This window comes from Streptomyces sp. NPDC111516 (assembly GCF_055635345.1).
Genome location: NZ_JBVKBV010000001.1, coordinates 430,936 through 453,748 on the forward strand (window position 1 = coordinate 430,936; position 22,813 = coordinate 453,748).

Genomic DNA, 22,813 nt, shown 5'->3' on the forward strand with positions numbered 1-22,813 from the left:
CTTTCGTAAGGAGCAACTGAAACCATGTCGGTTTCCGTAACCCTTCCGGCGCTCGGCGAGAGCGTCACCGAGGGCACTGTCACCCGCTGGCTGAAGGCCGAGGGCGAGCGCGTCGAGGCCGACGAGCCGCTGCTCGAGGTTTCGACCGACAAGGTCGACACCGAGATCCCGGCCCCCGCGGCCGGCATCCTCTCGGCCATCAAGGTCGCCGAGGACGAGACCGTCGAGGTCGGCGCCGAGCTGGCCGTCATCGACGACGGCACGGGTGCGCCCGCGGCCGCCGCGGCTCCGGCCGCCGAGCCCGCGGCCGCCCCGGCCCCGGCCCCGGCCCCGGCCCCGGCGCCGGTCGCCGAGGCCCCCGCCGCCCCGGCCCCCGTGGCCGAGGCTCCGGCCGCCGCCGCTCCGGCCGGTGGCGCCGCCGGTACCGACGTCACCCTCCCGGCGCTCGGCGAGAGCGTCACCGAGGGCACCGTCACCCGCTGGCTGAAGGAGGTCGGCGAGGAGGTCACGGAGGACGAGCCCCTCCTGGAGGTCTCCACGGACAAGGTCGACACCGAGATCCCGGCCCCGGTTTCCGGTGTGCTGCTGGAGATCGTCGTCGCCGAGGACGAGACCGCCGAGGTCGGCGCCAAGCTCGCCGTCATCGGCGCCCCGGGGGCCGCTCCGGCGGCTGCCCCGGCACCGGCTGCTCCGGCGCCCGCCGCCGCCCCGGCCCCGGCCGCCCCGGCCCCGGCCGCCCCGGCCCCGGCTGCTCCGGCCGCCCCCGCACCGGCTCCGGCCCCGGTGGCGCCCGCCGCCCCGGTCGCCGCTCCGGCTCCGGTGGCCCCGGCCGCTCCGGCGCCCGTCGCCGCCCCGGCCCCGGTCACCCCGGTTCCGGCTGCCGCCCCCGTCGACGAGGGCGCGTACGTCACGCCGCTGGTCCGCAAGCTCGCCGCCGAGAGCGGTGTCGACCTCGGTGCGGTCAAGGGCACCGGCGTCGGTGGCCGTATCCGCAAGCAGGACGTCGTCGCCGCAGCGGAGGCCGCCAAGGCCGCCGCCGCTGCTCCGGCCCCCGTCGCGGCTGCCCCGGCGGCCGCGAAGGCGCCGAAGCTCGAGGTCTCCCCGCTGCGCGGTCAGACGGTCAAGATGACCCGCATGCGCAAGGTCATCGGCGACAACATGATGAAGGCGCTGCACTCGCAGGCCCAGCTGACCTCGGTCCTCGAGGTCGACATCACCAAGCTGATGAAGCTGCGCAACCAGGCGAAGGCCGCGTTCGCCGCCCGTGAGGGCGTCAAGCTGTCCCCGATGCCGTTCTTCGTGAAGGCGGCGGCCCAGGCGCTGAAGGCCCACCCGGTCATCAACGCCCGGATCAACGAGGACGAGGGCACCATCACGTACTTCGACTCGGAGAACATCGGCATCGCCGTGGACGCCGAGAAGGGTCTGATGACCCCGGTCATCAAGGGTGCGGGCGACCTGAACATCGCCGGTATCTCGAAGAAGACCGCCGAGCTGGCCGGCAAGGCCCGCGGTGGCGGCCTGACGCCGGACGACATGTCCGGTGCCACCTTCACCATCAGCAACACCGGCTCGCGCGGTGCGCTGTTCGACACCGTCATCGTGCCGCCGAACCAGGCAGCCATCCTGGGCATCGGTGCCACGGTCCGCCGCCCGGTGGTCATCGACCACCCGGACCTCGGCGAGACGATCGCGGTGCGCGACATGACGTACCTCTCGCTCTCCTACGACCACCGTCTGGTGGACGGCGCGGACGCCGCCCGTTACCTGACCGCGGTCAAGGCGATCCTGGAGGCCGGTGAGTTCGAGGTCGAGCTCGGCCTCTGAACACCGCGGTTGTAACCAGCCTCACCAGCGGCGCCCCCGTCCGGACCACTTCCGGGCGGGGGCGCCGCCGTATTGTCTAGTCACCACCGGTCGCCGCTTCGGCGTCGGCCGGGTCGGCAGCACCGGTTTCCCCGAAGGAGCCCCTCATGACCCCGCCCGTCGTCCACTCGCTGCGCGAACAGATCCGCGAGCACATCGTGGACGGGATCGTCAGCGGGCGCTGGAAGCCGGGCGAGCGGATCGTGGAGCGGCGGATCGCCACCGAGCTGGAGGTCAGCCAGACGCCCGTACGCGAGGCGCTGCGGGAGCTGGAGACGCTCCGGCTGATCGAGTCGGCGCCCAACAAGGGCGTGCGCGTACGGAACCTGACCGCGGCCGACCTGGAGGAGTCCTATCCGGTACGGGCCGGCCTGGAGCAGATCGCCGCGGAACTGGCGGCTCCGGCGCTCGGCGAGGACTGCTCGCGGCTGTCGCCGCATGTGGCGGCGCTCTACGAGGCCGACCGCCTGGCCGACGGCGAGGCACAGGTGCGGCACACGGTGGCGTTCCACCGGGAGATGGTGCGGGCGGCCGGGAACGCCGTACTGCTGCACACCTGGGAGGGGTTGGGCATCGAGGTGTTCACCGCCCTGTCGATCCGGTGGCTGGGCACGGTGCAGAAGTCGTACGCGGAGGAGCACGAGGCGCTCATCGAGGCCTTCCTGCGGAAGGACCCGGACATCGGGGTGCTGGTCAAGGCCCACGTCCTCGGCTGCGCCCCCCGCGCCTGAGTTCGTACGCGTCACGCGCCCGAGCGGCATACGCCTCGCGGCCTGAGCGGCGTAGGCATTTGGGCCGCGGATGCGTATGCGTCTCCGCTCGTATGGGCTACACATCTGTCGCAAGCAGCGCTCATTCGTGCAAACCCGATGCCCCTTTTGGGCACTAAATCCCGTCACTCCGTGCCCGGTTCCACGGCACCGAATGCCACTTTCTTCATATCGAGAAGTTTTGCCATTCATCCTTTGATCGATCATCGATCGGCGACTTACAGTTCACTCCGCGGGCCCACCGGCCCCATCGCCCTGTCCTGCCAGTCAGGGCCTTTCTCCACCCCCCTCCACTCCGGAAGGCGGCGATCATGACCGACCCCGTAGGAAAGCTTCCGAGCGAGCTCGACCAGCTCCCGGACCGTGACCCCGAGGAGACCGCCGAATGGGCGGCCTCCCTGGATGCCGTCACCAAGGCCGCGGGCCCGCACCGCGCCGCGTACCTGATGCGCCGCTCGCTCCAGCACGCCGAGGGCGCCGGTCTCGCGCTGCCCAAGCTGCTGGAGACCGATTACGTCAACTCCATCCCGACCGCCGCCGAGCCCGCGTTCGACGGCGACCTGGAGATGGAGTCCCGGATCACCGCCTGGAACCGCTGGAACGCGGCGGCGATGGTCACCCGTGGCTCCCGGCTCGGCGTCGGCGGCCACATCGCCACCTTCGCCTCGGCGGCCTGGCTGTACGAGACCGGCTTCAACCACTTCTTCCGCGGCAAGGAGGGGGACGGCTCCGGCGACCAGCTCTACATCCAGGGCCACGCCTCCCCCGGCATCTACGCCCGCGCCTTCCTCGACGGCCGGCTCAGCGAGCAGCAGCTCGACAACTTCCGCCAGGAGGCGGGCGGCGACGGTCTGCCGTCCTACCCGCACCCGCGGCGGCTGCCCTGGCTGTGGGAGTTCCCCACCGTGTCGATGGGCCTGGGCCCGCTCTCGGCGATCTACCAGGCGCGCTTCAACCGTTACCTGACCAACCGCAACATCAAGGACACGTCGAACTCGCACGTCTGGGCCTTCCTCGGCGACGGCGAGATGGACGAGCCCGAGGCGACCGCGGCCCTCGCCCTCGCGGCGCGTGAGCGGCTCGACAACCTGACCTTCGTCATCAACTGCAACCTGCAGCGCCTCGACGGCCCGGTCCGCGCCAACTTCCGCGTGGTCCAGGAGCTGGAGGGCGCGTTCCGCGGCGCCGGCTGGAACGTCATCAAGACGCTCTGGGGCAACGCCTGGGACGAGCTGTTCCAGCTGGACACCACCGGTGCGCTGGTCCGCCGGCTCCGGGAGGTCCCGGACGCACAGTTCCAGACGTACGCCACCCGCGACGTCGCGTACATCCGTGAGCACTTCTTCGGCGCCGAGCCCGCGCTCGCCGAGCTGGCGAAACTGCTCACGGACGCGAAGATCGCCGAGTGCTTCTACACCTCTCGCGGCGGCCACGAGGCCCGCAAGGTCTACGCGGCGTACAAGGCCGCCGTCGAGCACAAGGGCGCGCCGACCGTGATCCTCGCCCAGACGGTGAAGGGCTACACGCTCGGCAAGGGCTTCGAGTCCAAGAACGCCAACCACCAGATGAAGAAGCTGACGATCGACGAGTTCAAGGGCATGCGCGAGCTGCTCGGACTCCCGATCCCGGACAGCGCCTTCGCCGACGGCCTGGTGCCGTACGGCCACCCTGGCGCCGACTCCCCCGAGGTCCGCTACCTCCAGGAGCGCCGCGCCGCCCTCGGCGGCCCCGCGCCGGCCCGCCGGGTGCACGCGGCGGCGCTGCCCGAGCCCGAGGAGCGCGCGTTCAAGGCCCTGTACAAGGGTTCCGGCAAGCAGGAGATGGCCACCACCATGGCGTTCGTACGCCTGGCCAAGGACCTGATGCGGGACAAGGAGACCGGTAAGCGCTGGGTACCGATCGTCCCGGACGAGGCGCGTACGTTCGGCATGGAGTCCCTGTTCCCGTCGGCCGGGATCTACTCGCCGCTGGGCCAGACGTACGAGCCGGTCGACCGCGACCAGCTGATGTACTACAGGGAAGCCACGGACGGCCAGATCCTCAACGAGGGCATCACCGAAGCCGGCGCCATGGCCGACTTCATCGCCGCGTCCACGTCGTACGCGACGCACGGCGAGCCGATGATCCCCTTCTACATCTTCTACTCGATGTTCGGCTGGCAGCGTACGGGCGACCAGTTCTGGCAGCTCGGCGACCAGCTCGGCCGGGGCTTCGTGGTCGGTGCCACGGCGGGCCGTACGACGCTGACGGGTGAGGGCCTCCAGCACGCGGACGGCCACTCGCACCTGATCGCGGCCACGAACCCGGCCGCGCTCAACTACGACCCGGCGTTCGCGTACGAGATCGCGGTGATCGTCAAGGACGGTCTGCGCCGGATGTACGGCCCCGACGCCGAGAACGTCTTCTACTACCTGACGGTCTACAACGAGCCGAAGCAGCAGCCCGCGATGCCGGAAGGCGTCGAGGACGGCATCATCAAGGGCCTCTACCGCTTCAAGGAGGGCACGCCCGCGGCGGCGGACGCCCCGCACATCCAGCTGCTGGCCTCCGGTACGGCGATCCACTGGGCCCTGGAGGCCCAGGAGTTGCTGGCCGCTGACTGGGGTGTCCGGGCCGACGTCTGGTCCGCCACCTCGTGGGGCGAGCTGCGCCGCGAGGCGCTGGAGTGCGACGAGGCGCTGCTCCGCGGTGAGCAGCGGGTGCCGTACGTGACCCAGGCGCTGGACGGCGCACCGGGTCCGGTCCTCGCGGTCAGCGACTGGATGCGACAGGTCCCGGACCAGATCAGTCAGTGGGTGGAGCAGGACTGGTCCTCGCTCGGCACGGACGGCTTCGGCCTCTCCGACACCCGCGACGCGGCCCGCCGCCACTTCGGCGTCGACGCCCAGTCGATCACGGTCGCGGCCCTGGCCCAGCTGGCCCGCCGCGGTGAGGTGACCGCGTCCGCGGTCAAGGACGCCCGGGACCGGTACGGGCTGTGACGTGAGGAGCGGCCGGGCCCGCCCGGCCGCCGGTGCGCGGGCCGGGAATCGCTCCCGGCCCGCGATCGAGGGCAGCGCGCATGCGGCCACAATGGCCGCATGCGTGCTGCCCGTCTCATCAAAATGGTGCTGCTGCTGCAGTCCCGTACCGCCATGACCGCCGCCGAGCTCGCCCAGGAGCTGGAGGTGTCCGAGCGGACCGTCACCCGGGACGCCCAGGCGCTCTCCGAGGCGGGTGTCCCGGTGTACGCGGACCGGGGCCGGGCCGGGGGCTACCGGCTGGTCGGCGGGTACCGTACGCGCCTCACGGGGCTCGCCCGCAGCGAGGCCGAGGCGCTCTTCCTCCTCGGGCTGCCGTCCGCCCTGCGCGAGATGGGTCTGGAGGACGCCGCGTCCGCGGCCCGGCTCAAGGTGTCGGCGGCGCTGCTCCCGTCCCTGCGGGACGCCTCGGCAAGTGCCGCCCGGCGCTTCCACCTGGACGCTCCCGGCTGGTACCAGGAACCGGTCACTCCCGAGCTGCTGCCCACCGTCGCGGAGGCGGTCTGGGACGACCGGATCGTCCACGCCCGCTACCGCCGCAGCGGCCGGGACGACGAGGTGGAGCGGGAACTGGCCCCGTACGGGCTCGTCCTGAAGGCCGGGGTCTGGTATCTCTGCGCCCGGGTGGCGGAGGACTTCCGGGTGTACCGGATCGACCGGTTCTCGGCCGTCACGGTGTCGGACGAGCGGTTCGCGCGCGACGAGCGGTTCGATCTGCCGGTGTTCTGGGACGAGCGGGCCGCGCAGTTCGCCCGCTCGCTCCTGCGTACCGAGGTGACGGTACGGGTGTCGGAGGAGGGGGTACGCCGACTGCCGTACACGCTGGACCGTTCGGCGGTCCACGACGCGCTGGACGCGGCGGGACCGGCCGATACGCGAGGGTGGCTCACGGTCACTCTGCCGGTCGAGTCCCTCGATATCGCGTACAGCCAACTGCTCGCCCTGGGGCCGGAGTTGGAAGTCCTTGAACCGGCCGCTCTGCGGGCCCGGTTCGCCGCGGCCGCCGAACGTCTGCGCGACCTCTATGGCTGAGGGGTCCTTTTCGCCGCGTCCGCGTGCATCGCCTGCCGACAAGGCCGATGCTTGAGCCGTGATGGACGAGACGGAGTTCTGGGAGATCGTCGACAGCACCCGCGAGGCCGCCGAGGGCGACCCCGAGGACCAGGCCGATCTGCTCGTCGAACGGCTGGTGCGGCTCGATCCCGACGCCGTGCTGGATTTCGCCAGGCACTTCGAGGCCCGTTACAACCGCGCGTACCGCTGGGATCTGTGGGGCGCCGCCGCCGTGCTGCTGGGCGGCGCGAGCGACGACGCCTTCGATTTCTTCCGCTGCTGGCTGATCGGGCAGGGCCGGGAGGTCTTCGAGGGTGCGCTGCACGATCCGGACGCCCTCGCCGATCTCCTCGACGACTTCGACGCGGAGGCCGACGGGGAGGCCGAGGATCTCGGCTACGCCGCCGACGAGGCGTACGAACAGCTCACCGGCGTGGTCACCCCGGACCTCGGCCTGCCGCCCCAGACCGCCGAGCCGGCGGGCACCCCGTTCAGCCTCGAGGACGAAGGGGTCCTGGCGGAACGCTTCCCCGCGCTCTGGGAGCGGTTCGGGTCCGACTGAACCCGCCGGGCCCTGCCGTCACGCCGTCACACGGTCACGCCGTCACGGCGGAAGCGGGTTCTGTCGCCGCGTCAGAAGTGCGTTCCGCCGTCGATCCGGATCTCCGTACCCGTGATGAACGCCCCGTCCTGTGATCCGAGCATCGCGACGACGCCCGCGACGGTGTCCGGGCTGGCGAAGCCCTCGCCGAGCGCCGGGGACAGCTTCGCGAAGAGCGACATGTCGGCATCGGCGGGCAGCCCGGGGCCGTTGCCGCTGGTCATGTCGGAGGAGATGGAGCCGGGCGCGACGGCGGCGAACCGCAGCCCCTGCTTGCTGTACTCGCTCGCCAGCGCGTGCGTCATCGACTGGATGCCGCCCTTGCTCGCCGCGTACGCCGCCATGTAGGGGTGCGCGAAGCTCGCCGAGGTGGAAGAGAAGTTCACGACGGCGGGCTTGTCGCCCGCCAGCAGGGCCGGTATCGCCTCGCGGATCATCAGGAACGTACCCGTGAGGTTGACCGCGAGGATCTTGTTGAAGAACTCCAGCGTCGTCTTGTGCGTGTGCTCGGAGCGCAGGATTCCGGCCGCGTTGACCAGCACGTCGAGGCCGCCGAGGGTGGCCACGGCGGAGGCGACGCCCGCCCGGACCGCGGACTCGTCCGAGATGTCGAGGACGAGGGTGGTGAGGCGCTCGGCGGTGCCGTTCGCCACGGCGGTCCCGTAGGTGGCCTTCAGCCCGTCCTCGTTGACATCGGCCGCGACGACGTGGCCGCCCTCGGCGAGGAGGCGGTGGACGGTGGCCTGTCCGATGCCGGAGCCACCACCGGTGATGAGTGCGCGACGGCCTTCGTAACGGTTCATTTCTGTTCTCTCCCGATCCCGGTGACTGCTGTCCCGAAACGTTCTCGAAGCTCTCCCGAAGGTTCTCGATCCCGTCTCGACCGGTGTCCACCGTACGCCTAAGTGGCACGATTTGCCATGACGTCATTTTGCGCACACCCTTCCCCTGCCGGGGTAATCTCCTGGGAATGAGCCCCAAGCCGAGTCAGCCGTCCCTCACCGAACGCCGTAAGGCCGCGACCCAGCTGGACATCGCGCGCGCCGCCGCCGCGCTCTTCGCCGAGCGCGGGCCCGAGGGCACCACGGCGGAGGACATCGCCCGCCGGGCGGGCGTCGCGCTGCGCACCTTCTACCGGTACTTCCGCTCCAAGCAGGACGCGGTGGGCCCGCTGCTCTCCGGCGGCGCCGAGCGCTGGCGGGCGCTGCTCGAAGCGGCCGAGCCGGGGGCCGCGCTCGCCGGGGTCCTGGAGAGGGCGGTCACCGAGGCACTCCGGGTGCCGGGCGCGGACGCCGCCGAGCAGCTCGGCTGGACGCGCGGGCTGCTGCGGGCGGCGGCGGCGGACCCGGCACTGCGTGCCGTCTGGTACCGGGTCAATCAGGATTCGGAGGAACGGCTGCTGCCGGTGCTGACCCGGCTGGCCGGCGAGGGGGCGGACCCGCTGGAGGTCCGGCTCGCCGCGGCGGCCGCCACGGACGCGGTACGCGTAGCGCTGGAGGCCTGGGCGGAGACCGACGCGCCCACGAGCGGGCCCGGCTCACCCGCCGATCTGGCGGTGCGCTGTCTGCACGAACTCATGGGCGGCATGCGGCTGTTCAAGGGCTGAGCGGGATCCGAACGGTCAGGGGGCGAGCGAGCGGCCCATCATGACGTCGTCGACGTAACTCCCGCCCAGGAAGAACTCCCCGGGCTGCACGCCCTCGACGACGAACCCCTCCGACTCGTAGAGGGCCCGCGCGGGTGCGTTGTGCCCGAGCACCCGCAGCGTGATCCGGTTCGCCCCGTCGCCCCGCGCGGCCGCGAACGCGGCCCGCAGCAGGGTCCTGGCGACTCCGCGGCCGCGCGCCCAGTCGGCCACGGCGAGGCCCCGTATCTGCCGGACATGGGAGTTGGAGGCCAGCGGGGTCGGCAGGACCAGCCTGACGTACCCGGCGATGGACACCGCCCCTGCCGCGTTCTCCGCCTCGGCGACGAGAAATTCCTCGGGCCTGTGGCGGTCGTCGAAGAACGGCGCGTACGGCGGCTGCGGCTTCGGCATGACCGCGTGCAGCGTGGACCACGTGGAGCGGTCGAGTTCGCCGAGAGCGGCTTCGTCGGCGAGGGCCGCGGGGCGGACGGGACTGACGGGGCTGACCGGGTGCGGATGCATATCAGGCATGCGTGCCACTGTGCCATGCCGCACCTTGCCCGGTCAGCACGGTTTTTCGTCTCAGCGCATATCGGCGGGGCGTTCGGCCGACTCGAACGGGAACCGGCGGCGGAAGTCGTCGGCGGCGTCCTCCAGGGTGCAGAAGCTGACGCCCTCGTGCCTGGAGACGTACTCGATGAAGCGCTCCAGCATCAGCAGCACCTGCGGCCGGCCGCTGACGTCCGCCATCACCGCGGCGGGCAGCGAGGCGGCGGCGGTCTGCGCCCTGCGGCATGTGCGCCATTACCGGGATGTCGCCCTGCAACTGCTGTTCGAGTGATTCGGGCGTGACGAGTGATATGGGCGAGGCGCCCTGTACGCCGCTGCGGCAGGATGGGGCCATGGTGTACTCCCGTATCGCTGTCACCGGATCCACCGGACTCATCGGAGCCGCGCTGGTGCGCTCGCTGCGGGCCGACGGACACGAGGTGGTGCGCCTCGTGCGGCACCCGGCGCGCGCCGGGGACGAGGTCGAGTGGGGCCCGAAGCGCGGTTACGTCGACGGGGCGGGCCTGGTCGGCTGCGACGCCGTCGTCCATCTCGCCGGCGCCGGGGTCGGCGACCATCGCTGGACAGAGGAGTACAAGCGGGAGATCCGGGACAGCCGGGTGCTGGGCACGGCGGCGATCGCCGAGGCGGTGGCCTCCCTCGACGTACCGCCGAAGATGCTGCTGTGCGGGTCCGCCATCGGCTACTACGGCGACACCGGGGACCGCGCGGTCGACGAGAGCGCCCCGGCCGGCGAGGGCTTCCTACCGTCCGTCTGTGTGGACTGGGAGGCAGCCGCGGCTCCGGCGGAGGCTGCAGGCATCCGGACGGTGTACGCGCGCACAGGTCTGGTCGTCGCCCGGGAGGGCGGGGCCTGGGGACGGCTGTTCCCCCTGTTCCGGGCGGGGCTCGGCGGGCGGATCGGCAACGGGCGCCAGTACTGGAGCTTCATCGCGCTGCACGACCACATCGCCGCCCTGCGACACCTCCTCGACACGGATTCGCTGTCCGGACCGGTGAACCTGACCGGCCCCGACCCCGTCACCAATGGCGAGGTGACGGCCGCGATGGGGCGCGTGCTGCACCGCCCGACGCTGTTCACCGTCCCGGCGCCCGCGCTCCGGGTCGCCCTGGGGGACTTCGCGGAGGACGTGCTGAGCAGCCAACGGGTACTGCCCGCACGGCTGCTGGACTCGGGATTCACCTTCGCCTTCCCCGGCATCGACGGCGCCATTCGCTCGGCGCTGCGCTGACGACCAACGGTCGAATCACACGGATGTGCGACCCCGTGCAACGGTGCCCCGGGCCGCGCGCGACTGTACCCGCATCGGACCGCTCCTAGCCTCGTGGCGAACTCGGGCATTCCGGGGGCCTGTTGGGGGCAAGAGCCTCCCAGCAGTCGCGCCGACTCGGGGAGGGGCACATGCTCAGCACGACACACCACGCGGACGTCGTCATCATCGGCGCCGGGATCGCCGGCCTGTCAGCAGCCCATCTATTGACCAGTGCAGGGGTCAGCGTCAGCGTCCTGGAGGCCGGTCCACGTGTCGGCGGCCGGATGACCACCGAGGAGGTGGACGGGTTCCGGCTCGACCACATCGGCCCGCTCCTCAGCACCTCGCATCCGGAACTGCGCACCGCACCCGGCCTGGAAGGGCTTGTGCTGCGGAACTTCGCTCCCGGGGTCCTCGTCCACAGCGAGGGCCGCCAGTACCGGACCGGCGATGCACGCCAGGTACGGAGCGCGCGGGGCGCATTCAAGGCGGCGCGCGCCCTGGCGAGCGCCCCCCGCCAGCCAATGGGCGGGCCGCTCGACCAGGCCAGGCTCGGCGCTGCTCTCGCCCGGCTCGCGACCACCCCGGCCGCCCGCGTACTGGCGCGGCCGGAGCGGACCGCGCTCGCCACCCTGTCCACCCGCGGCCTGCCCTCCCGTACGGTCAATGGCTTCCTGCGCCCGCTGCTCACCGCGCTGCTCAGTGACCCCGGGCTCACCACATCGAGCCGGTGCGCCGATCTCGCCCTGCGCAGCTACGCGCGCGGCCGGCTGTGCGTACCGTCCGGCGGCTCGGCCACACTGCCCGAGCTGCTGGCGGCGGCCCTGCCGCCCGGCACCGTGCGGACCGGCGTCCATGTCACCGCCGCCGACATCACCTCCGTACGCACCAAGGAACACGGTGAACTGGGCTGCCGTTCCCTGCTGCTGGCCACCGGCGCGAGCGCCGCCGCCGAGCTGCTCCCCGGTCTGCGGGTGCCGCCCTTCCATCCGGTGACGGTCCTGCACCACACCGCCCCAGCTCCCCCGCCGACCGGCGCCTCGCTGCTGCTGGACGCCGACCGCTCGGGCCCGGTCGCCCACACCTGCGTGATGAGCGAGGTCGACCCCTCACGTGCCCCGCACGGCCGGACCCTGATCACGTCGACGGTGCTCGGCTCCCCGCCGCCCGATCTCGACAGGTCGGTCCGCACCCATCTCGCCGCGTTGTACGGCACCCCCACGGACGACTGGGAACTGCTGGCCGCCCACCACGACCCGGAGGCGGTCCCCGCCATGCCGCCGCCGCACGATCTGCGCCGCCCGGTCAGGCTGCTCGCCGGACTGTACGTGTGCGGCGACCACCGGGACACGAGCACGGTGCAGGGTGCCCTGTTCTCGGGCCGTCGCGCGGCGCACGCCATCCTCGGCGATCTGGGCATCCGGCCCGGTCACCTGGAGGCGGAGCTGCGCGAAGCGGCCTGAGAGGAGCTCAGCTCGCCCGCGCACATCCTGCCCGGTCCCGCCGACCCTAACCCCCAACACCCTTTACAGATCGGATCTCTCACCCCACCTCCTGTTTTGGAGAGTGGTCCACACCACTCCCGCAAACACCCTTGTCGCAGGACACATCTACCGCTACGGTCCTGGCGGAACCCGACTCCAGGAGACCGTAGTGCGCCGAGCCGTGCCCGTTCTGCCGCTCCTTATAGCTCTAGTCATCGGATCTATCACTCCCGTCGCGGTGGCGAACGAGCCTCCGGACGAACCCGCATCGAGCACAAGCGCCGCAACGGCCGCCCCAGGGCCGCCCGTTGTCCCCAGACCGATCCGGTGGACCGATCAGGGCGGTCACACAGAACTGTCGGCGAAGACCCGCATCCTGGTGGACCCCCGGTCCCGGTCCACGACCGCGCTCCCCGCCGGACGGGCCGAACTCCCGGGCCCCGCACGGCAGTCCGTGCAGGACCTGGCCAAGCAGCTGCGCACGGAGGTGGCCCAGGTCAGCGGGGTCACTCCGGCCATCAGCAGCGACATCCGGCACGCGCGGGCCGGCGACATCGTGCTGACGCTCACCGAGCACGGGGCACTGGGCGCGGAGGGCTACCGGTTCGAAAGCACGGATGCCGTCCGCATCGAAGCCGCCTCCACCCACGGCCTGTTCTACGGGACGCGCACGCTCCTGCAGCTGCTGCGCACCGCCCCCGATCACCTCACCGTGCCGAAAGCCGTCTCCACCGACCGTCCCGCCCAGCCGGTCCGGATGACCATGCTCGACGCGGGCCGCAAGTACTGGCAGCCGGAGTACCTGGAGAAGCTGGTCCGCCGGATGGCCGACCAGAAGCTCAACACCCTGTTCCTGCAGTTCTCCGACTCCGAGGGCTTCCGCCTCTTCAGCCCGGAGTTCCCGGGACTCGCGGACCCCGCGCACAGCTACGACCGCTCCGACATCGAGCGGCTGAAGCGCGTCGCCGCCCGCTATCACGTGCAGGTGATGCCCGGAATCGACGTGCCCGGACACGCCACCGTGATCACCGACGCCTTCGGAATCGGCTTCGGTGACGGCCCCGAACCGTGCACCCAGGCACACACCCACTCGCACCTCACGCCGAACTGGATGGTCGACCTCACCAGCGAGAAGGCGGTCGCGACGACCCGCCGGATCGTCGACGAGTTCGCCGGCTGGTTCGACGCCCCACTGTTCAGCATCGGCGCCGACGAGTTGCCCGGTCAGCTCGCCAACTGCCCCCGCGTCAAGAACTATCTCGCCGCCGATCCGGACACCAGCACCCTCGGTGACCTGCTGAACGGCTACATCAACACCCTCGACGACGTCGTGGCCGCGCACGGCAAGCGCACCGCGATCTACAACGGCTCCGAGCACCTCGCCGCACCCCAGCAGCAGGTCCACGCGCCCGTGGTGTTCCTGACCTGGGAGGGGACCGGCACCGAGCCCGTCATCCCCGGCCACGACGAGATCGCCATCGGCCCGTTCTACGACACGCCGAACAACTATCACCACTTGTACCCGGACGAGGCGTGGATGTACGACTCCTGGGTGCCCAGCACCGCACCGGATCTCCTCGGATCCGGTCTGATGAACTGGGCCGACTACAACTTCTGGGCCGACGACGGCTACTTCGAGCAGCAGATGGCCACCGGCCGCGCGATCATGGCGGACCGCTCCTGGAACGCCTCCGCCACCCCGGACACCGTGCAGGACTTCCGGACACTGGTCGCCCGGCTCGGCGACCCGCCCGGCCTGCGGCCCGACCCGGTGACACCCCGGGTCGACGACGGCCGGCCGAGCCACCACTGGACCTTCGACCAGGCCTCCTACCCGAGCGGCTGGACGTGGGCCGGCAGCCCCGGCAACACGATCTTCGCCGAGGACACCGCGGGGAACCTGCCGGGGACCTCGTACATCATCAACAACCCCACTCCGGTCCCGGACGGGGTGAGCGGCCAGGCCTGGCGCTTCGACAGCGACCGCGACGGGGTGGGCTTCGGCGGCCTCGACCTGGCCGAACCGTGGACCGTCTCCGGCTGGGTCAGGACGACCGGCAGGACCAGTGACCAAGTACTGCTCGGTTCGAAGGCCGGCGCGCTCAAACTCCAGCAGTGGGGCACCGGCAAGGTCGGCTTCACACGCTACGGCGCGGCCGACCACAGCTTCGACTACACCCTGCCGCTGAACCAGTGGGTCCAGCTGACCTGGGTCACCGAGCCGGGCCGCACCACCCTGTACGCGAACGGCGAGCGCGTCGGCACGGTCGACGCCTCCATCCCGCTCCCGCTGCGTTCGATCGGCACCGAGAAGGCCGGGCTGCGCGGAGATCTCGACGAAGTCACCACCTGGGACGAGGCGTTGAGCCCCGAACAGGTCCGGGCCGACTACGCGCACTACGACCGCTGACCGGAAGGAACCCGCAGTGACCCGCACCCGCACCAGACTTGTCGGAGCGACGGCCCTGGCGGCCCTCGCCGGCCTCCTGACCACCCCGGCCTCCGCCGCGCCCGAACCCCCGTCGAAGGACTACGAGCCGACGGTGGAGTCCCTCAACAGCCACCCCACGCCGACGTGGTTCAACGACGACAAGTTCGGCATCTTCATCCACTGGGGCGCCTATTCGGTGCCCGCCTGGGGCCCGCGCGGCAGCTACGCCGAGTGGTACTGGAACTACATGAACAGCAAGGGCAGCGCCACCAACACCCACCAGAAGGACACCTACGGCACGGCCGCGAACTACGACGACTTCATCGGCCGGTGGAAGGCCGAGAAGTACGACCCGGACGCCTGGGTGAAGCTGTTCAAGGACGCCGGTGCCAAATACTTCGTGCTGACCTCCAAGCACCACGAAGGCGTCGCACTGTTCGACAGCAAGGTCAGCGGCCGCGACACCGTGGACCTCGGCCCGAAGCGCGACCTTGCGGGCGACCTGTTCAAGGCGGCGCGCAAGGACACCGAGGGCGGCCGGCTGAAGGCGGGCTTCTACTACTCGTTGTACGAGTGGTACAACCCGTCGTACACCGGCAGCCCGGTCCGCAACCCGTACACCGGCGCCGAAGTCCCGTACACCGGCGCCCCGTCGGTCAAGGACTACGTCGGCGACTACATGGTCCCGCAAATGAACGAGCTGGTCGATCAGTACGATCCCGACATCATCTGGTGCGACGGGCAGTGGGACAAACCCGCGTCGTACTGGAAGACCGCGCCCGTCATCGCCGACTACTACAACCGCGCGAAGAACCGTGCGCACCCGAAGGAAGTCGCGGTCGCCAACCGCTGCAAGATCGAGACCGGTGCGCTGGACAGCAAGGAACTCGACTTCCAGACCCCCGAGTACACGGTCAAGCCGGACATCGACCCGAACAAGTGGGAGGCGAGCCGGGGCATCGCGCACTCCTACGGCTACAACCAGAACGAGCCCGAGGAGGACCACCTCACCTCCGACCAGCTGATCGACTCGCTCACCGACATCGTCAGCAAGAACGGCAACCTGCTGCTCGACATCGGCCCGCGCGCCGACGGCACCATCCCCGAGATCCAGCAGCAGCGGCTGCTCGACATCGGCGCCTGGCTGAAGATCAACGGCGAGGCGATCTACGGGACGACCTACTGGCACCATGCCGAGGAGCCGTCCAGCGACGACAAGATCCGCTACACGGTGAAGGACGGCACGCTGTACGCGACCGCGCTGGAGTGGCCCGGCACCGAACTCACCCTCGGCGCCGACACGCCAGTCACCGCCGACTCCCGTATCACGCTGCTCGGTTCGGACGGCAGCGCACTGCCCTGGCACAAGGACTCCGCAGGCCGCGTGATCGTCGAGACGCCGAAGGACGGGGCGTCGGCCACCAGGAGCACGAGCGCGTACGTCTTCAAGGTCACCACCCCGGGCGTGCACACCCTCGTCCGCACGAGGACCGAACTGCCGAAGGAGCTCAACCCCGGACGCGCCGCCGACGGCACCCTGACCCTCACCAACACCGCCCGCACGCGCGCACCCGGGACCGGGATCGGGCTGTCCGGACCCGAGGGCTGGACCGTCACCCCGGCGGCCACCCGCGTGCACCCGCTGTCGCCGGGCGCGGACGCGAAGGTCCCGTTCACCGTGACGCCGCCCGCTTCCGCGGCCCCCGGTACGTACACACTGGACATCACCCTGCGCCACGGCCCTCTCACCACCACCACGACGGTCAAGGTCAAGGTGGCCCCGGAGAACCTCGCCCGGAACAAGCCTGCCACCCAGAAGAGCACCGCGTGGGACGCCCCTGCCTCCCGCGCCGTCGACGGGAACACCGACGGCTCCTTCGGGGCGGGCTCGGTGACCCACACCGCCGAGCCCTCGTCGCAGGCGTGGTGGCAGGTCGACCTGGGCGCCTCGAAGTCACTGTCCGCAGTCGACATCTGGAACCGCACCGACTGCTGCTCCGACCGGCTGAAGGACTTCTGGGTCCTGACCTCGGACACCCCGATCACGGCCGACGGACTCGACGAGGCACGGACCGCACCCGGTGTGACGGCGGTGCATGTCACCGGCCAGGCCGGACGGCCGTCCACCGTGCAGCTCCCGGCGGGCACCTCCGGCAGGTACGTCCGCGTGCAGCTGACCTCCGGCACCAACCCGCTGTCGCTGGCGGAGGTCGAGGTGCGCGGGCACTGAGAGAGCCCTGCCGAAACGGGTGGTGGCCCGGACCGATCGCTCCCGGTCCGGGCCACCCCCCGTTCCGTCGCGCGCAGGAGTCACGCGGAAGAGTCATCCGTGATCCCGCGGGAGGGATCACCCGAGGGCCGCGACCCGGTCCCGGTATCCGCGTACCGCGGCCGCGTCCCGGTACGGCTCAAGGCGGCGCTCGAAGTCCCGTACGTACTCCGTCGCCCGCACCGACCGCATCTCGGCCGCCTGCTGGGCGGCCTCCGCGCCGAGCAGGCACGCCTGGTCGAGCTCACCGAGCCCGAGCCGCGCGGAGGCCAGCACCACCCGGCAGAACAGCCTGCTGCGGGCGTAAGCAGGGGCGCGCAGCTGGAGGGAGCGCTCCGCGTGCTGTGCCGCGGCCTTGTACTGCTGCAGATCCCGGTGGCAGTGGCCGAACTCGTCGGCGAGCTGGGCCTCGTCGAAGTACCGCCCCCAGGGCGGCACCTCGTCCCCGGGACGCGCGGTCTCCAGCGCGCGTTCCGCCCGTGCCAGCGAGGCGGTGCAGGGCCTGGCCTCGCCGAGCACCCCGTGCCCGCGTGCCTCGACGGCGTGCAGCAGGGCCTGGACGACGGGCGGCGCCGACGAACCGATGCCCTGCTGGGCGACGCGGGTCAGCTGCACGGCTTCCCTGCCGTGCCCGAGGTAGACCGCCTGCCGGCTCATGGTGACCAGGACGTAAGCACCGAACGCGCGGTCCCCGGCGGCCTGGGCGAGCCGCAGCGCCTGGACGAAGTACCGCTGGGCCAGGCCGTGGGCCGCGATGTCGTACGAGGTCCAGCCCGCCAGCCGGGTCAGCTCGGCCGCGGCGGAGAACAGCCGGCGCCCGGTGGCCTCCCCGTACGTCCCGCGCAGCATCGGTTCCGCCTCGTGCTCCAGATACCGGACGAGGGCCTGCCGGGCGTGGCCGCCGCCGTAGGCGTTGTCGAGGGTGCGGAAGAGCTCACCGACCGAGCGCAGGGCGGCGACGTCTCCGACGCCGACCCGCTGGCCGGAGCCGCGGTCGTACTGCCGCTGCCGCGGGACGCCGGGCGCGCCTGCCTGCCCTGTTCCCGGGGCCGCGGGAGCGTTCGGGGGTGTGGGGGATCCGGGGGGTGCGGACGGTCCGGAAGGCCGGGACGGAGCGGGCCCACGCGCCCCGCTGCAGCCGCCGGCGCCGGCCGCCCCCGTACCGCTGTGCGCACTGCCCCCGGGCCGGTGCGCACCGTGTGAGCCGGGTAACCCCTGCGCTCCGATCCCACGTGCCCCACCGGCCCGCCCCACACCACCGACATCAATGGCCCCCGTGGCCCCAGCAGCCCCGACGGACCTGCCGAGCCCACCAGCCGCACGAGCACCACCCACCGCATGGGCACCACCGGCCCCAGCAACCCCGCCCGGCACCGGTGACGAGGACTCGCTCCCCCGTCCCACCCACTCATCGGCTCGGCCGATCAGCCAGTCCCGGCTGGGGACGACGAGCCCGGCCGGGGTGAAGGCGATCTTGCGGAGCTCCGCATGGCTGCCCGAGTCCTTCCGCCAGAGCCCACTGACGATGTCGATCGCCTCGGCGGGCGTGGCCGCGAACTCCAGGCCCGCGTAGACGGGGGCGCACGCGTCGAGGCCCAGGTCCTGCGCGGAGAGGCGGCGCCCGAGCCGCCGGGTGAAGACCTCGGCGATCAGCGCGGGGGTCGTCCCGCGCGGCTGCTGGCCGCGCAGCCAGCGGGTCACGGAGGTCTTGTCGTACCGCAGGTCGAGGCCGTGTTCCAGGCCGAGTTGGTCCACTCTGCGGGCGAGTCCGGCATTCGAGAAGCCGGCCTCGGAGATGAGCGAGGCGAGTCGGCGGTTGGGGGTGCGCTGCGGAGGTCGTTCCGACATCAGCTGTACGGTCTCCTGCCTTCGGGGCCGGGCGGGCAGCCCTAATGGAACGGCGCGAATTTAGCGGCCTCTGGCGCAACGTCAGCCGCCTTCGCTTCACTTTCATCCGATCGTGTGAGGATTGAGGGTGGCGCTGACGGGTTCGACCTGCTCGGCCGCTGCCCGGGGCCCGGTCGTACAGTGGCCGGGGCGTGATTCAGTGCATGGTGGCGTGGCTCCGGGCACCCCCGGCTCCCGGCACCTCGAGTAGGGAGGCATCTGTCGTGACCGAGCTTCGGTTCGTCCGGCTGGGATTCGGCGAGGAAGCCGTCGACTACCAGGAGGCCTGGCAGAAGCAGCGCGAGGTGCACGCGGCCAGATTCGAGGACGCCGTCCCGGACACGTGCCTGCTGCTGGAACACCCGCCCGTCTACACGGCCGGGCGGCGCACGACCGACAGTGAGCGCCCGCTGGACGGCACCCCGGTCGTCGATGTGGACCGCGGCGGCAAGATCACCTGGCACGGCCCCGGACAGCTGGTCGGCTACCCGATCCAGAAGCTGCCCAGGCCGGTGGATGTCGTCGCGCACGTCCGCCGGCTGGAGGACGCGCTGATCCGCACCGCCGCCGAGTTCGGTCTGGAGACCTCCCGGGTCGAGGGCCGCAGCGGGGTCTGGGTGCTCGGCGACCCGGTCGAGGACCGCCCGGCGATCGGCGGCCTCTCCCTCGACTTCGACCCGCGGCTGCAGGACGAGGAGTTCGACCCTCGGCTGAACGGCCCCGAGTACGCCCCGTCCAACGCCGGCCAGCGCCGCGAGGACCGCAAGCTGGCCGCGATCGGCATCCGGGTGGCCAAGGGCGTGACCATGCACGGCTTCGCGCTCAATGTGAACCCGGACAACACCTGGTTCGACCGCATCGTGCCGTGCGGCATCCGGGACGCGGGCGTCACGTCGCTCGCGTACGAGCTGGGTCGCGACATCGCAATCGCGGACGTGCTCCCGGTCGTCGAGAAGCACCTCCGGGACGTCCTGGAGAACGCGGAGCTCGCCCCGCGCACCATCGAGCGCCCGGCGGATACCGTGGCCACGGCATGACAGCCTGGACATCCGGCGGGGAATAGGCCCTGCCGGCCACAGGTTGGCCAGACGTAAAGCCGTTTGAACCACGGGCGTACCCTGGTGTTCGCCGAAGAATCCAATGCAGTGAAAGCAAAGGGGAGTGCCGGAGTGTCCGCTGTCGCACCCGACGGGCGCAAGATGCTGCGCCTCGAGGTCCGGAACAGCCAGACCCCCATCGAGCGCAAGCCCGAGTGGATCAAGACCCGGGCGAAGATGGGCCCCGAGTACAACCAGCTGCAGAAGCTCGTGAAGAGCGAGGGCCTGCACACGGTGTGCCAGGAGGCCGGCTGCCCCAACATCTTCGAGTGCTGGGAGGACCGCGAGGCCACGTTCCTCATCGGGGGCGACCAGTGCACCCGGCGCTGTGACTTCTGCCAGATCGACACGGGCAAGCCGCAGGCGCTGGACCGGGACGAGCCCCGCAGGGTCGGCGAGTCCGTCGTCACGATGGACCTGAACTACGCCACCATCACGGGCGTCGCGCGCGACGACCTGGAGGACGGCGGTGCCTGGCTGTACGCCGAGACCGTCCGCCAGATCCACGCGCTCACCGCGGAGCGGGCGGCCGGCCGCACCAAGGTCGAGCTGCTGATCCCCGACTTCAACGCGGTGCCCGAGCAGCTCGCCGAGGTCTTCTCCTCGCGCCCCGAGGTGCTCGCGCACAACGTCGAGACGGTGCCGCGGATCTTCAAGCGGATCCGCCCCGGTTTCCGTTACGAGCGTTCCCTGGAGGTCATCACGCGGGCCCGCGAGGCCGGTCTGGTGACCAAGTCCAATCTGATCCTCGGCATGGGCGAGACCCGCGAGGAGGTCAGCGAGGCGCTCCAGGATCTGTACGACGCGGGTTGCGAGCTCATCACGATCACGCAGTACCTGCGGCCGTCCGTACGCCACCACCCGGTCGAGCGCTGGGTGAAGCCGCACGAGTTCGTGGAACTGAAGGAGGAGGCCGACGAGATCGGCTACTCCGGCGTGATGTCCGGGCCGCTGGTCCGTTCCTCGTACCGCGCGGGCCGCCTTTTCCAGCAGGCGATCGAGCGGCGCGACGCCGTCGCGGCGACACCCGCCGTGTGAATCCGAGCACAAGAAGCTACCGAGCGGTAATAGCTCATTCGAAGCGGCCCATACGCTCCCCGCAGGTCGGGGGCGCGTATGGGCCGCGTCGGCGTGCGCTCAGCCCATATCAAGGTTTCATTGGTGTTTGACCGACCGGTCATGCGCTGGTAACACCGAGCAATGACGCTGGGTACATACGGAGCAGTGGCTCTGCGGGCCGCTGCAACCCTGCTTCCCGCACCCAGCGCACGCCACCCACTTCGCGCAACGCAGTCCCGGGCAGATCGGCCCGGGCAGCTGAGTCCACGCAACTCAGTCCGCACATCCGCTCCGAGGAGATTTCCACGATGCAGGCCGTGCCGGTACGCGCCACCGCCATCCCTTCCGTCACCGATGCCCTCCGTGCCGTCGAGTCGCTGCTGCTGAGCAGCGGCCAGCGCACAGCCCGCCGCAATGCCTGGACGGCCGTCCTGGAGGACCGGCGCCGGGCCAAGGACCGGGTCGAGGCCGAGTACGTACTGGAGGCCGCGGCCGACCAGCGTTCCTAGGCCACGTAAACTTCCGTACATGGCGAGGAAGGCAAACACTGAAGGCGCGGACAGCGCCGAGAACGCGGGGCGGCTCAAGCAGATCGCCCTGACCTACAAGATGACCAGGCGGACCGACTCCAAGATCGGTCTTGTCGTCGCGGGTGTGGGAATCGTCACCTTCGGTGTCCTTCTCGCGGTCGGTTTCCTGACCGGCCACCCGATCTATCTGGGCATCCTGGGCTTCGTGCTGGGCCTCCTCGCGATGGCGATCGTCTTCGGACGGCGAGCCGAGCGCGCGGCCTTCGGGCAGATGGAGGGACAGCCGGGCGCTGCGGCGGCGGTGCTGGACCGGGTGGGCCGGGGCTGGACCACGACACCCGCGATCGCGATGAACCGCAGCCAGGACGTCGTCCACCGTGCCGTGGGCAAGGCGGGCATCGTGCTGGTCGGCGAGGGCAACCCGAACCGGGTGAAGGTGCTGCTCGCGGCCGAGAAGAAGAAGATGGCGCGCATCCTGGTCGACGTACCGGTGCACGACATCATCGTCGGCAACGACGAGGGCCAGGTGCCGCTCAAGAAGGTGCGCACGAAAATGCTGAAGCTGCCGCGCATCCTGACCGGCCCGCAGGTGACGGCCGCCAACGACCGGCTGCGCGCGATGGGTGACCTGATGAGCAACATGCCGCTGCCCAAGGGTCCGATGCCGAAGGGCATGCGGATGCCACGCGGCGGAAAGATGCGCTGACGCTTCCGCTGGACGCGTGAAGAGGGCGGGTCGCGAACCGAACCGGTTCGCGACCCGCCCTCTTCGTCGTTCCGGCCTCGCTCAGATGCGGACCTGGACCGCGCGGGCCAGCCGGTCGTGCAGGCCGCGGCCGTCGCGGTCCCAGACCAGGGCCGGGATCGCCAGGCACAGCAGCACGCTCCGGACGATCGCCCGCCCGAACGTGAGCCGGCCGCCGCTCTCGGCGACGACCCGGATGCCCAGGACGCGCTTGCCGGGCGTGCAGCCGATGGTCCCGACGGTGAGCACGCTCAGCACGAGAAAGACGCCGAGCGCCCAGTTTCCCGCCGACTGCTGGTCACCGCGAGCGAACAGCCCGTATGCGATCAGCATGCACAGGGCCCAGTCGATGAAGAGCGCGCCGAGGCGCCGCCCGAACGGCGCCACGGATCCCGGCCCGTGCTCGGGCAGACCGAGCCGCTTGCCCCGGTGGCCGACATCGGCCCCCATCTCCTCGGCGGCCGCACGCGGCCCCGAGAGCCACGATCCGATTGCTTGCCTGGTGTCCACCCGAACACGGTACTGCGCGGTGCCCCGCTGCCCGCCGGGCG

At 71.1% G+C, this 22,813-nt stretch carries 20 protein-coding genes; 15 read left to right on the forward strand and 5 right to left on the reverse strand.

Annotated features, from left to right (window positions below; genetic code table 11):
* Positions 1 to 24 precede the first annotated feature (24 nt).
* The 5 genes from sucB to ACZ7L9_RS02025 all read left to right on the forward strand — a co-directional run bounded on the left by sucB (position 25) and on the right by ACZ7L9_RS02025 (position 7,271).
* Complete coding sequence (sucB, locus tag ACZ7L9_RS02005; RefSeq protein ID WP_471411643.1) at positions 25 to 1,827, forward strand: 2-oxoglutarate dehydrogenase, E2 component, dihydrolipoamide succinyltransferase; 1,803 nt, start codon at positions 25 to 27, stop codon at positions 1,825 to 1,827.
* A gap of 146 nt (positions 1,828 to 1,973) precedes the next feature.
* On the forward strand, positions 1,974 to 2,597 hold the full coding sequence (locus ACZ7L9_RS02010; protein WP_384464671.1) for a GntR family transcriptional regulator: 624 nt from the start codon (positions 1,974 to 1,976) through the stop codon (positions 2,595 to 2,597).
* A gap of 350 nt (positions 2,598 to 2,947) precedes the next feature.
* Complete coding sequence (gene aceE / locus ACZ7L9_RS02015; RefSeq protein ID WP_471411645.1) at positions 2,948 to 5,617, forward strand: pyruvate dehydrogenase (acetyl-transferring), homodimeric type; 2,670 nt, start codon at positions 2,948 to 2,950, stop codon at positions 5,615 to 5,617.
* Between the two features lie 99 nt (positions 5,618 to 5,716).
* Positions 5,717 to 6,688, forward strand: coding sequence for a helix-turn-helix transcriptional regulator (locus ACZ7L9_RS02020; protein WP_471411647.1), 972 nt, complete (start codon positions 5,717 to 5,719; stop codon positions 6,686 to 6,688).
* 61 nt (positions 6,689 to 6,749) lie between these two features.
* Positions 6,750 to 7,271 carry a DUF4240 domain-containing protein gene (locus tag ACZ7L9_RS02025; protein ID WP_471412742.1) on the forward strand — a complete coding sequence of 174 codons (522 nt, stop codon included), beginning with the start codon at positions 6,750 to 6,752 and terminating at the stop codon, positions 7,269 to 7,271.
* A 71-nt stretch (positions 7,272 to 7,342) separates the two neighbouring features.
* On the opposite strand, the gene ACZ7L9_RS02030 is transcribed toward ACZ7L9_RS02025, so the two are convergent.
* A complete protein-coding gene (locus ACZ7L9_RS02030; protein WP_471411649.1) occupies positions 7,343 to 8,113 on the reverse strand; it encodes an SDR family NAD(P)-dependent oxidoreductase in 771 nt (256 codons plus the stop codon).
* A gap of 167 nt (positions 8,114 to 8,280) precedes the next feature.
* Here ACZ7L9_RS02030 and ACZ7L9_RS02035 point away from each other — a divergent pair, with 167 nt between their 5' ends.
* Complete coding sequence (locus tag ACZ7L9_RS02035; RefSeq protein ID WP_471411651.1) at positions 8,281 to 8,916, forward strand: TetR family transcriptional regulator; 636 nt, start codon at positions 8,281 to 8,283, stop codon at positions 8,914 to 8,916.
* A gap of 15 nt (positions 8,917 to 8,931) precedes the next feature.
* Here the strand turns inward: ACZ7L9_RS02035 and ACZ7L9_RS02040 are convergent, their stop codons facing one another.
* Both ACZ7L9_RS02040 and ACZ7L9_RS02045 read right to left on the reverse strand, forming a co-directional pair.
* Positions 8,932 to 9,459, reverse strand: coding sequence for a GNAT family N-acetyltransferase (locus ACZ7L9_RS02040; protein WP_471412743.1), 528 nt, complete (start codon positions 9,457 to 9,459; stop codon positions 8,932 to 8,934).
* A 60-nt stretch (positions 9,460 to 9,519) separates the two neighbouring features.
* A complete protein-coding gene (locus ACZ7L9_RS02045) occupies positions 9,520 to 9,651 on the reverse strand; it encodes a hypothetical protein (RefSeq protein WP_471411653.1) in 132 nt (43 codons plus the stop codon).
* On the opposite strand from ACZ7L9_RS02045, the gene ACZ7L9_RS02050 reads away from it, so the two are divergent.
* The 5 genes from ACZ7L9_RS02050 to ACZ7L9_RS02070 all read left to right on the forward strand — a co-directional run bounded on the left by ACZ7L9_RS02050 (position 9,635) and on the right by ACZ7L9_RS02070 (position 16,905).
* Positions 9,635 to 9,778 carry a hypothetical protein gene (locus ACZ7L9_RS02050; protein ID WP_471411655.1) on the forward strand — a complete coding sequence of 48 codons (144 nt, stop codon included), beginning with the start codon at positions 9,635 to 9,637 and terminating at the stop codon, positions 9,776 to 9,778. The two genes, ACZ7L9_RS02045 and ACZ7L9_RS02050, sit on opposite strands and share 17 nt — an antisense overlap.
* A 61-nt stretch (positions 9,779 to 9,839) precedes the next feature.
* A complete protein-coding gene (locus ACZ7L9_RS02055) occupies positions 9,840 to 10,739 on the forward strand; it encodes a TIGR01777 family oxidoreductase (protein WP_471411657.1) in 900 nt (299 codons plus the stop codon).
* A 170-nt stretch (positions 10,740 to 10,909) separates the two neighbouring features.
* The gene (locus tag ACZ7L9_RS02060; RefSeq protein ID WP_471411659.1) at positions 10,910 to 12,223 is read left to right on the forward strand and encodes an NAD(P)/FAD-dependent oxidoreductase; all 1,314 of its coding nucleotides are present in this window, start codon (positions 10,910 to 10,912) and stop codon (positions 12,221 to 12,223) included.
* Between the two features lie 259 nt (positions 12,224 to 12,482).
* On the forward strand, positions 12,483 to 14,654 hold the full coding sequence (locus ACZ7L9_RS02065; protein ID WP_471411661.1) for a family 20 glycosylhydrolase: 2,172 nt from the start codon (positions 12,483 to 12,485) through the stop codon (positions 14,652 to 14,654).
* 16 nt (positions 14,655 to 14,670) lie between these two features.
* On the forward strand, positions 14,671 to 16,905 hold the full coding sequence (locus ACZ7L9_RS02070) for an alpha-L-fucosidase (protein ID WP_471411663.1): 2,235 nt from the start codon (positions 14,671 to 14,673) through the stop codon (positions 16,903 to 16,905).
* 117 nt (positions 16,906 to 17,022) lie between these two features.
* Here ACZ7L9_RS02070 and ACZ7L9_RS02075 read toward each other — a convergent pair whose 3' ends face one another.
* Positions 17,023 to 18,792 (reverse strand): regulator, encoded by a 1,770-nt coding sequence (locus ACZ7L9_RS02075; RefSeq protein WP_471411665.1) that lies wholly within the window; start codon positions 18,790 to 18,792, stop codon positions 17,023 to 17,025.
* Between the two features lie 263 nt (positions 18,793 to 19,055).
* Here ACZ7L9_RS02075 and lipB point away from each other — a divergent pair, with 263 nt between their 5' ends.
* From lipB to ACZ7L9_RS02095, 4 genes are all read left to right on the forward strand, one after another.
* Positions 19,056 to 19,868 carry a lipoyl(octanoyl) transferase LipB gene (lipB, locus tag ACZ7L9_RS02080; RefSeq protein ID WP_471411667.1) on the forward strand — a complete coding sequence of 271 codons (813 nt, stop codon included), beginning with the start codon at positions 19,056 to 19,058 and terminating at the stop codon, positions 19,866 to 19,868.
* A 132-nt stretch (positions 19,869 to 20,000) separates the two neighbouring features.
* Positions 20,001 to 20,966 (forward strand): lipoyl synthase, encoded by a 966-nt coding sequence (lipA, locus tag ACZ7L9_RS02085; protein ID WP_471411669.1) that lies wholly within the window; start codon positions 20,001 to 20,003, stop codon positions 20,964 to 20,966.
* 329 nt (positions 20,967 to 21,295) lie between these two features.
* Entirely contained in the window at positions 21,296 to 21,496 is a 201-nt protein-coding gene (locus tag ACZ7L9_RS02090) for an SCO2195 family GlnR-regulated protein (protein WP_471411671.1), read from the forward strand.
* Between the two features lie 19 nt (positions 21,497 to 21,515).
* A complete protein-coding gene (locus ACZ7L9_RS02095; protein ID WP_471411673.1) occupies positions 21,516 to 22,223 on the forward strand; it encodes a DUF4191 domain-containing protein in 708 nt (235 codons plus the stop codon).
* Positions 22,224 to 22,304: 81 nt separating this feature from the next.
* On the opposite strand, the gene ACZ7L9_RS02100 is transcribed toward ACZ7L9_RS02095, so the two are convergent.
* Positions 22,305 to 22,772, reverse strand: a complete 468-nt coding sequence (locus tag ACZ7L9_RS02100; protein ID WP_471411675.1) for an RDD family protein — start codon at positions 22,770 to 22,772, stop codon at positions 22,305 to 22,307.
* Positions 22,773 to 22,813 lie beyond the last annotated feature (41 nt).

What these genes read in the sequence shown, in the direction of transcription:
- sucB (WP_471411643.1), top strand. Translation starts at nt 25, where the DNA reads ATGTCGGTTTCCGTAACCCTTCCGGCGCTCGGCGAGAGCGTCACCGAG.
- ACZ7L9_RS02010 (WP_384464671.1), top strand. Translation starts at nt 1,974, where the DNA reads ATGACCCCGCCCGTCGTCCACTCGCTGCGCGAACAGATCCGCGAGCAC.
- aceE (WP_471411645.1), top strand. Translation starts at nt 2,948, where the DNA reads ATGACCGACCCCGTAGGAAAGCTTCCGAGCGAGCTCGACCAGCTCCCG.
- ACZ7L9_RS02020 (WP_471411647.1), top strand. Translation starts at nt 5,717, where the DNA reads ATGCGTGCTGCCCGTCTCATCAAAATGGTGCTGCTGCTGCAGTCCCGT.
- ACZ7L9_RS02025 (WP_471412742.1), top strand. Translation starts at nt 6,750, where the DNA reads ATGGACGAGACGGAGTTCTGGGAGATCGTCGACAGCACCCGCGAGGCC.
- ACZ7L9_RS02030 (WP_471411649.1), bottom strand. Translation starts at nt 8,113, where the DNA reads ATGAACCGTTACGAAGGCCGTCGCGCACTCATCACCGGTGGTGGCTCC.
- ACZ7L9_RS02035 (WP_471411651.1), top strand. Translation starts at nt 8,281, where the DNA reads ATGAGCCCCAAGCCGAGTCAGCCGTCCCTCACCGAACGCCGTAAGGCC.
- ACZ7L9_RS02040 (WP_471412743.1), bottom strand. Translation starts at nt 9,459, where the DNA reads ATGCATCCGCACCCGGTCAGCCCCGTCAGTCCCGTCCGCCCCGCGGCC.
- ACZ7L9_RS02050 (WP_471411655.1), top strand. Translation starts at nt 9,635, where the DNA reads ATGAAGCGCTCCAGCATCAGCAGCACCTGCGGCCGGCCGCTGACGTCC.
- ACZ7L9_RS02045 (WP_471411653.1), bottom strand. Translation starts at nt 9,651, where the DNA reads ATGCTGGAGCGCTTCATCGAGTACGTCTCCAGGCACGAGGGCGTCAGC.
- ACZ7L9_RS02055 (WP_471411657.1), top strand. Translation starts at nt 9,840, where the DNA reads ATGGTGTACTCCCGTATCGCTGTCACCGGATCCACCGGACTCATCGGA.
- ACZ7L9_RS02060 (WP_471411659.1), top strand. Translation starts at nt 10,910, where the DNA reads ATGCTCAGCACGACACACCACGCGGACGTCGTCATCATCGGCGCCGGG.
- ACZ7L9_RS02075 (WP_471411665.1), bottom strand. Translation starts at nt 18,792, where the DNA reads ATGTCGGAACGACCTCCGCAGCGCACCCCCAACCGCCGACTCGCCTCG.
- ACZ7L9_RS02090 (WP_471411671.1), top strand. Translation starts at nt 21,296, where the DNA reads ATGCAGGCCGTGCCGGTACGCGCCACCGCCATCCCTTCCGTCACCGAT.
- ACZ7L9_RS02095 (WP_471411673.1), top strand. Translation starts at nt 21,516, where the DNA reads ATGGCGAGGAAGGCAAACACTGAAGGCGCGGACAGCGCCGAGAACGCG.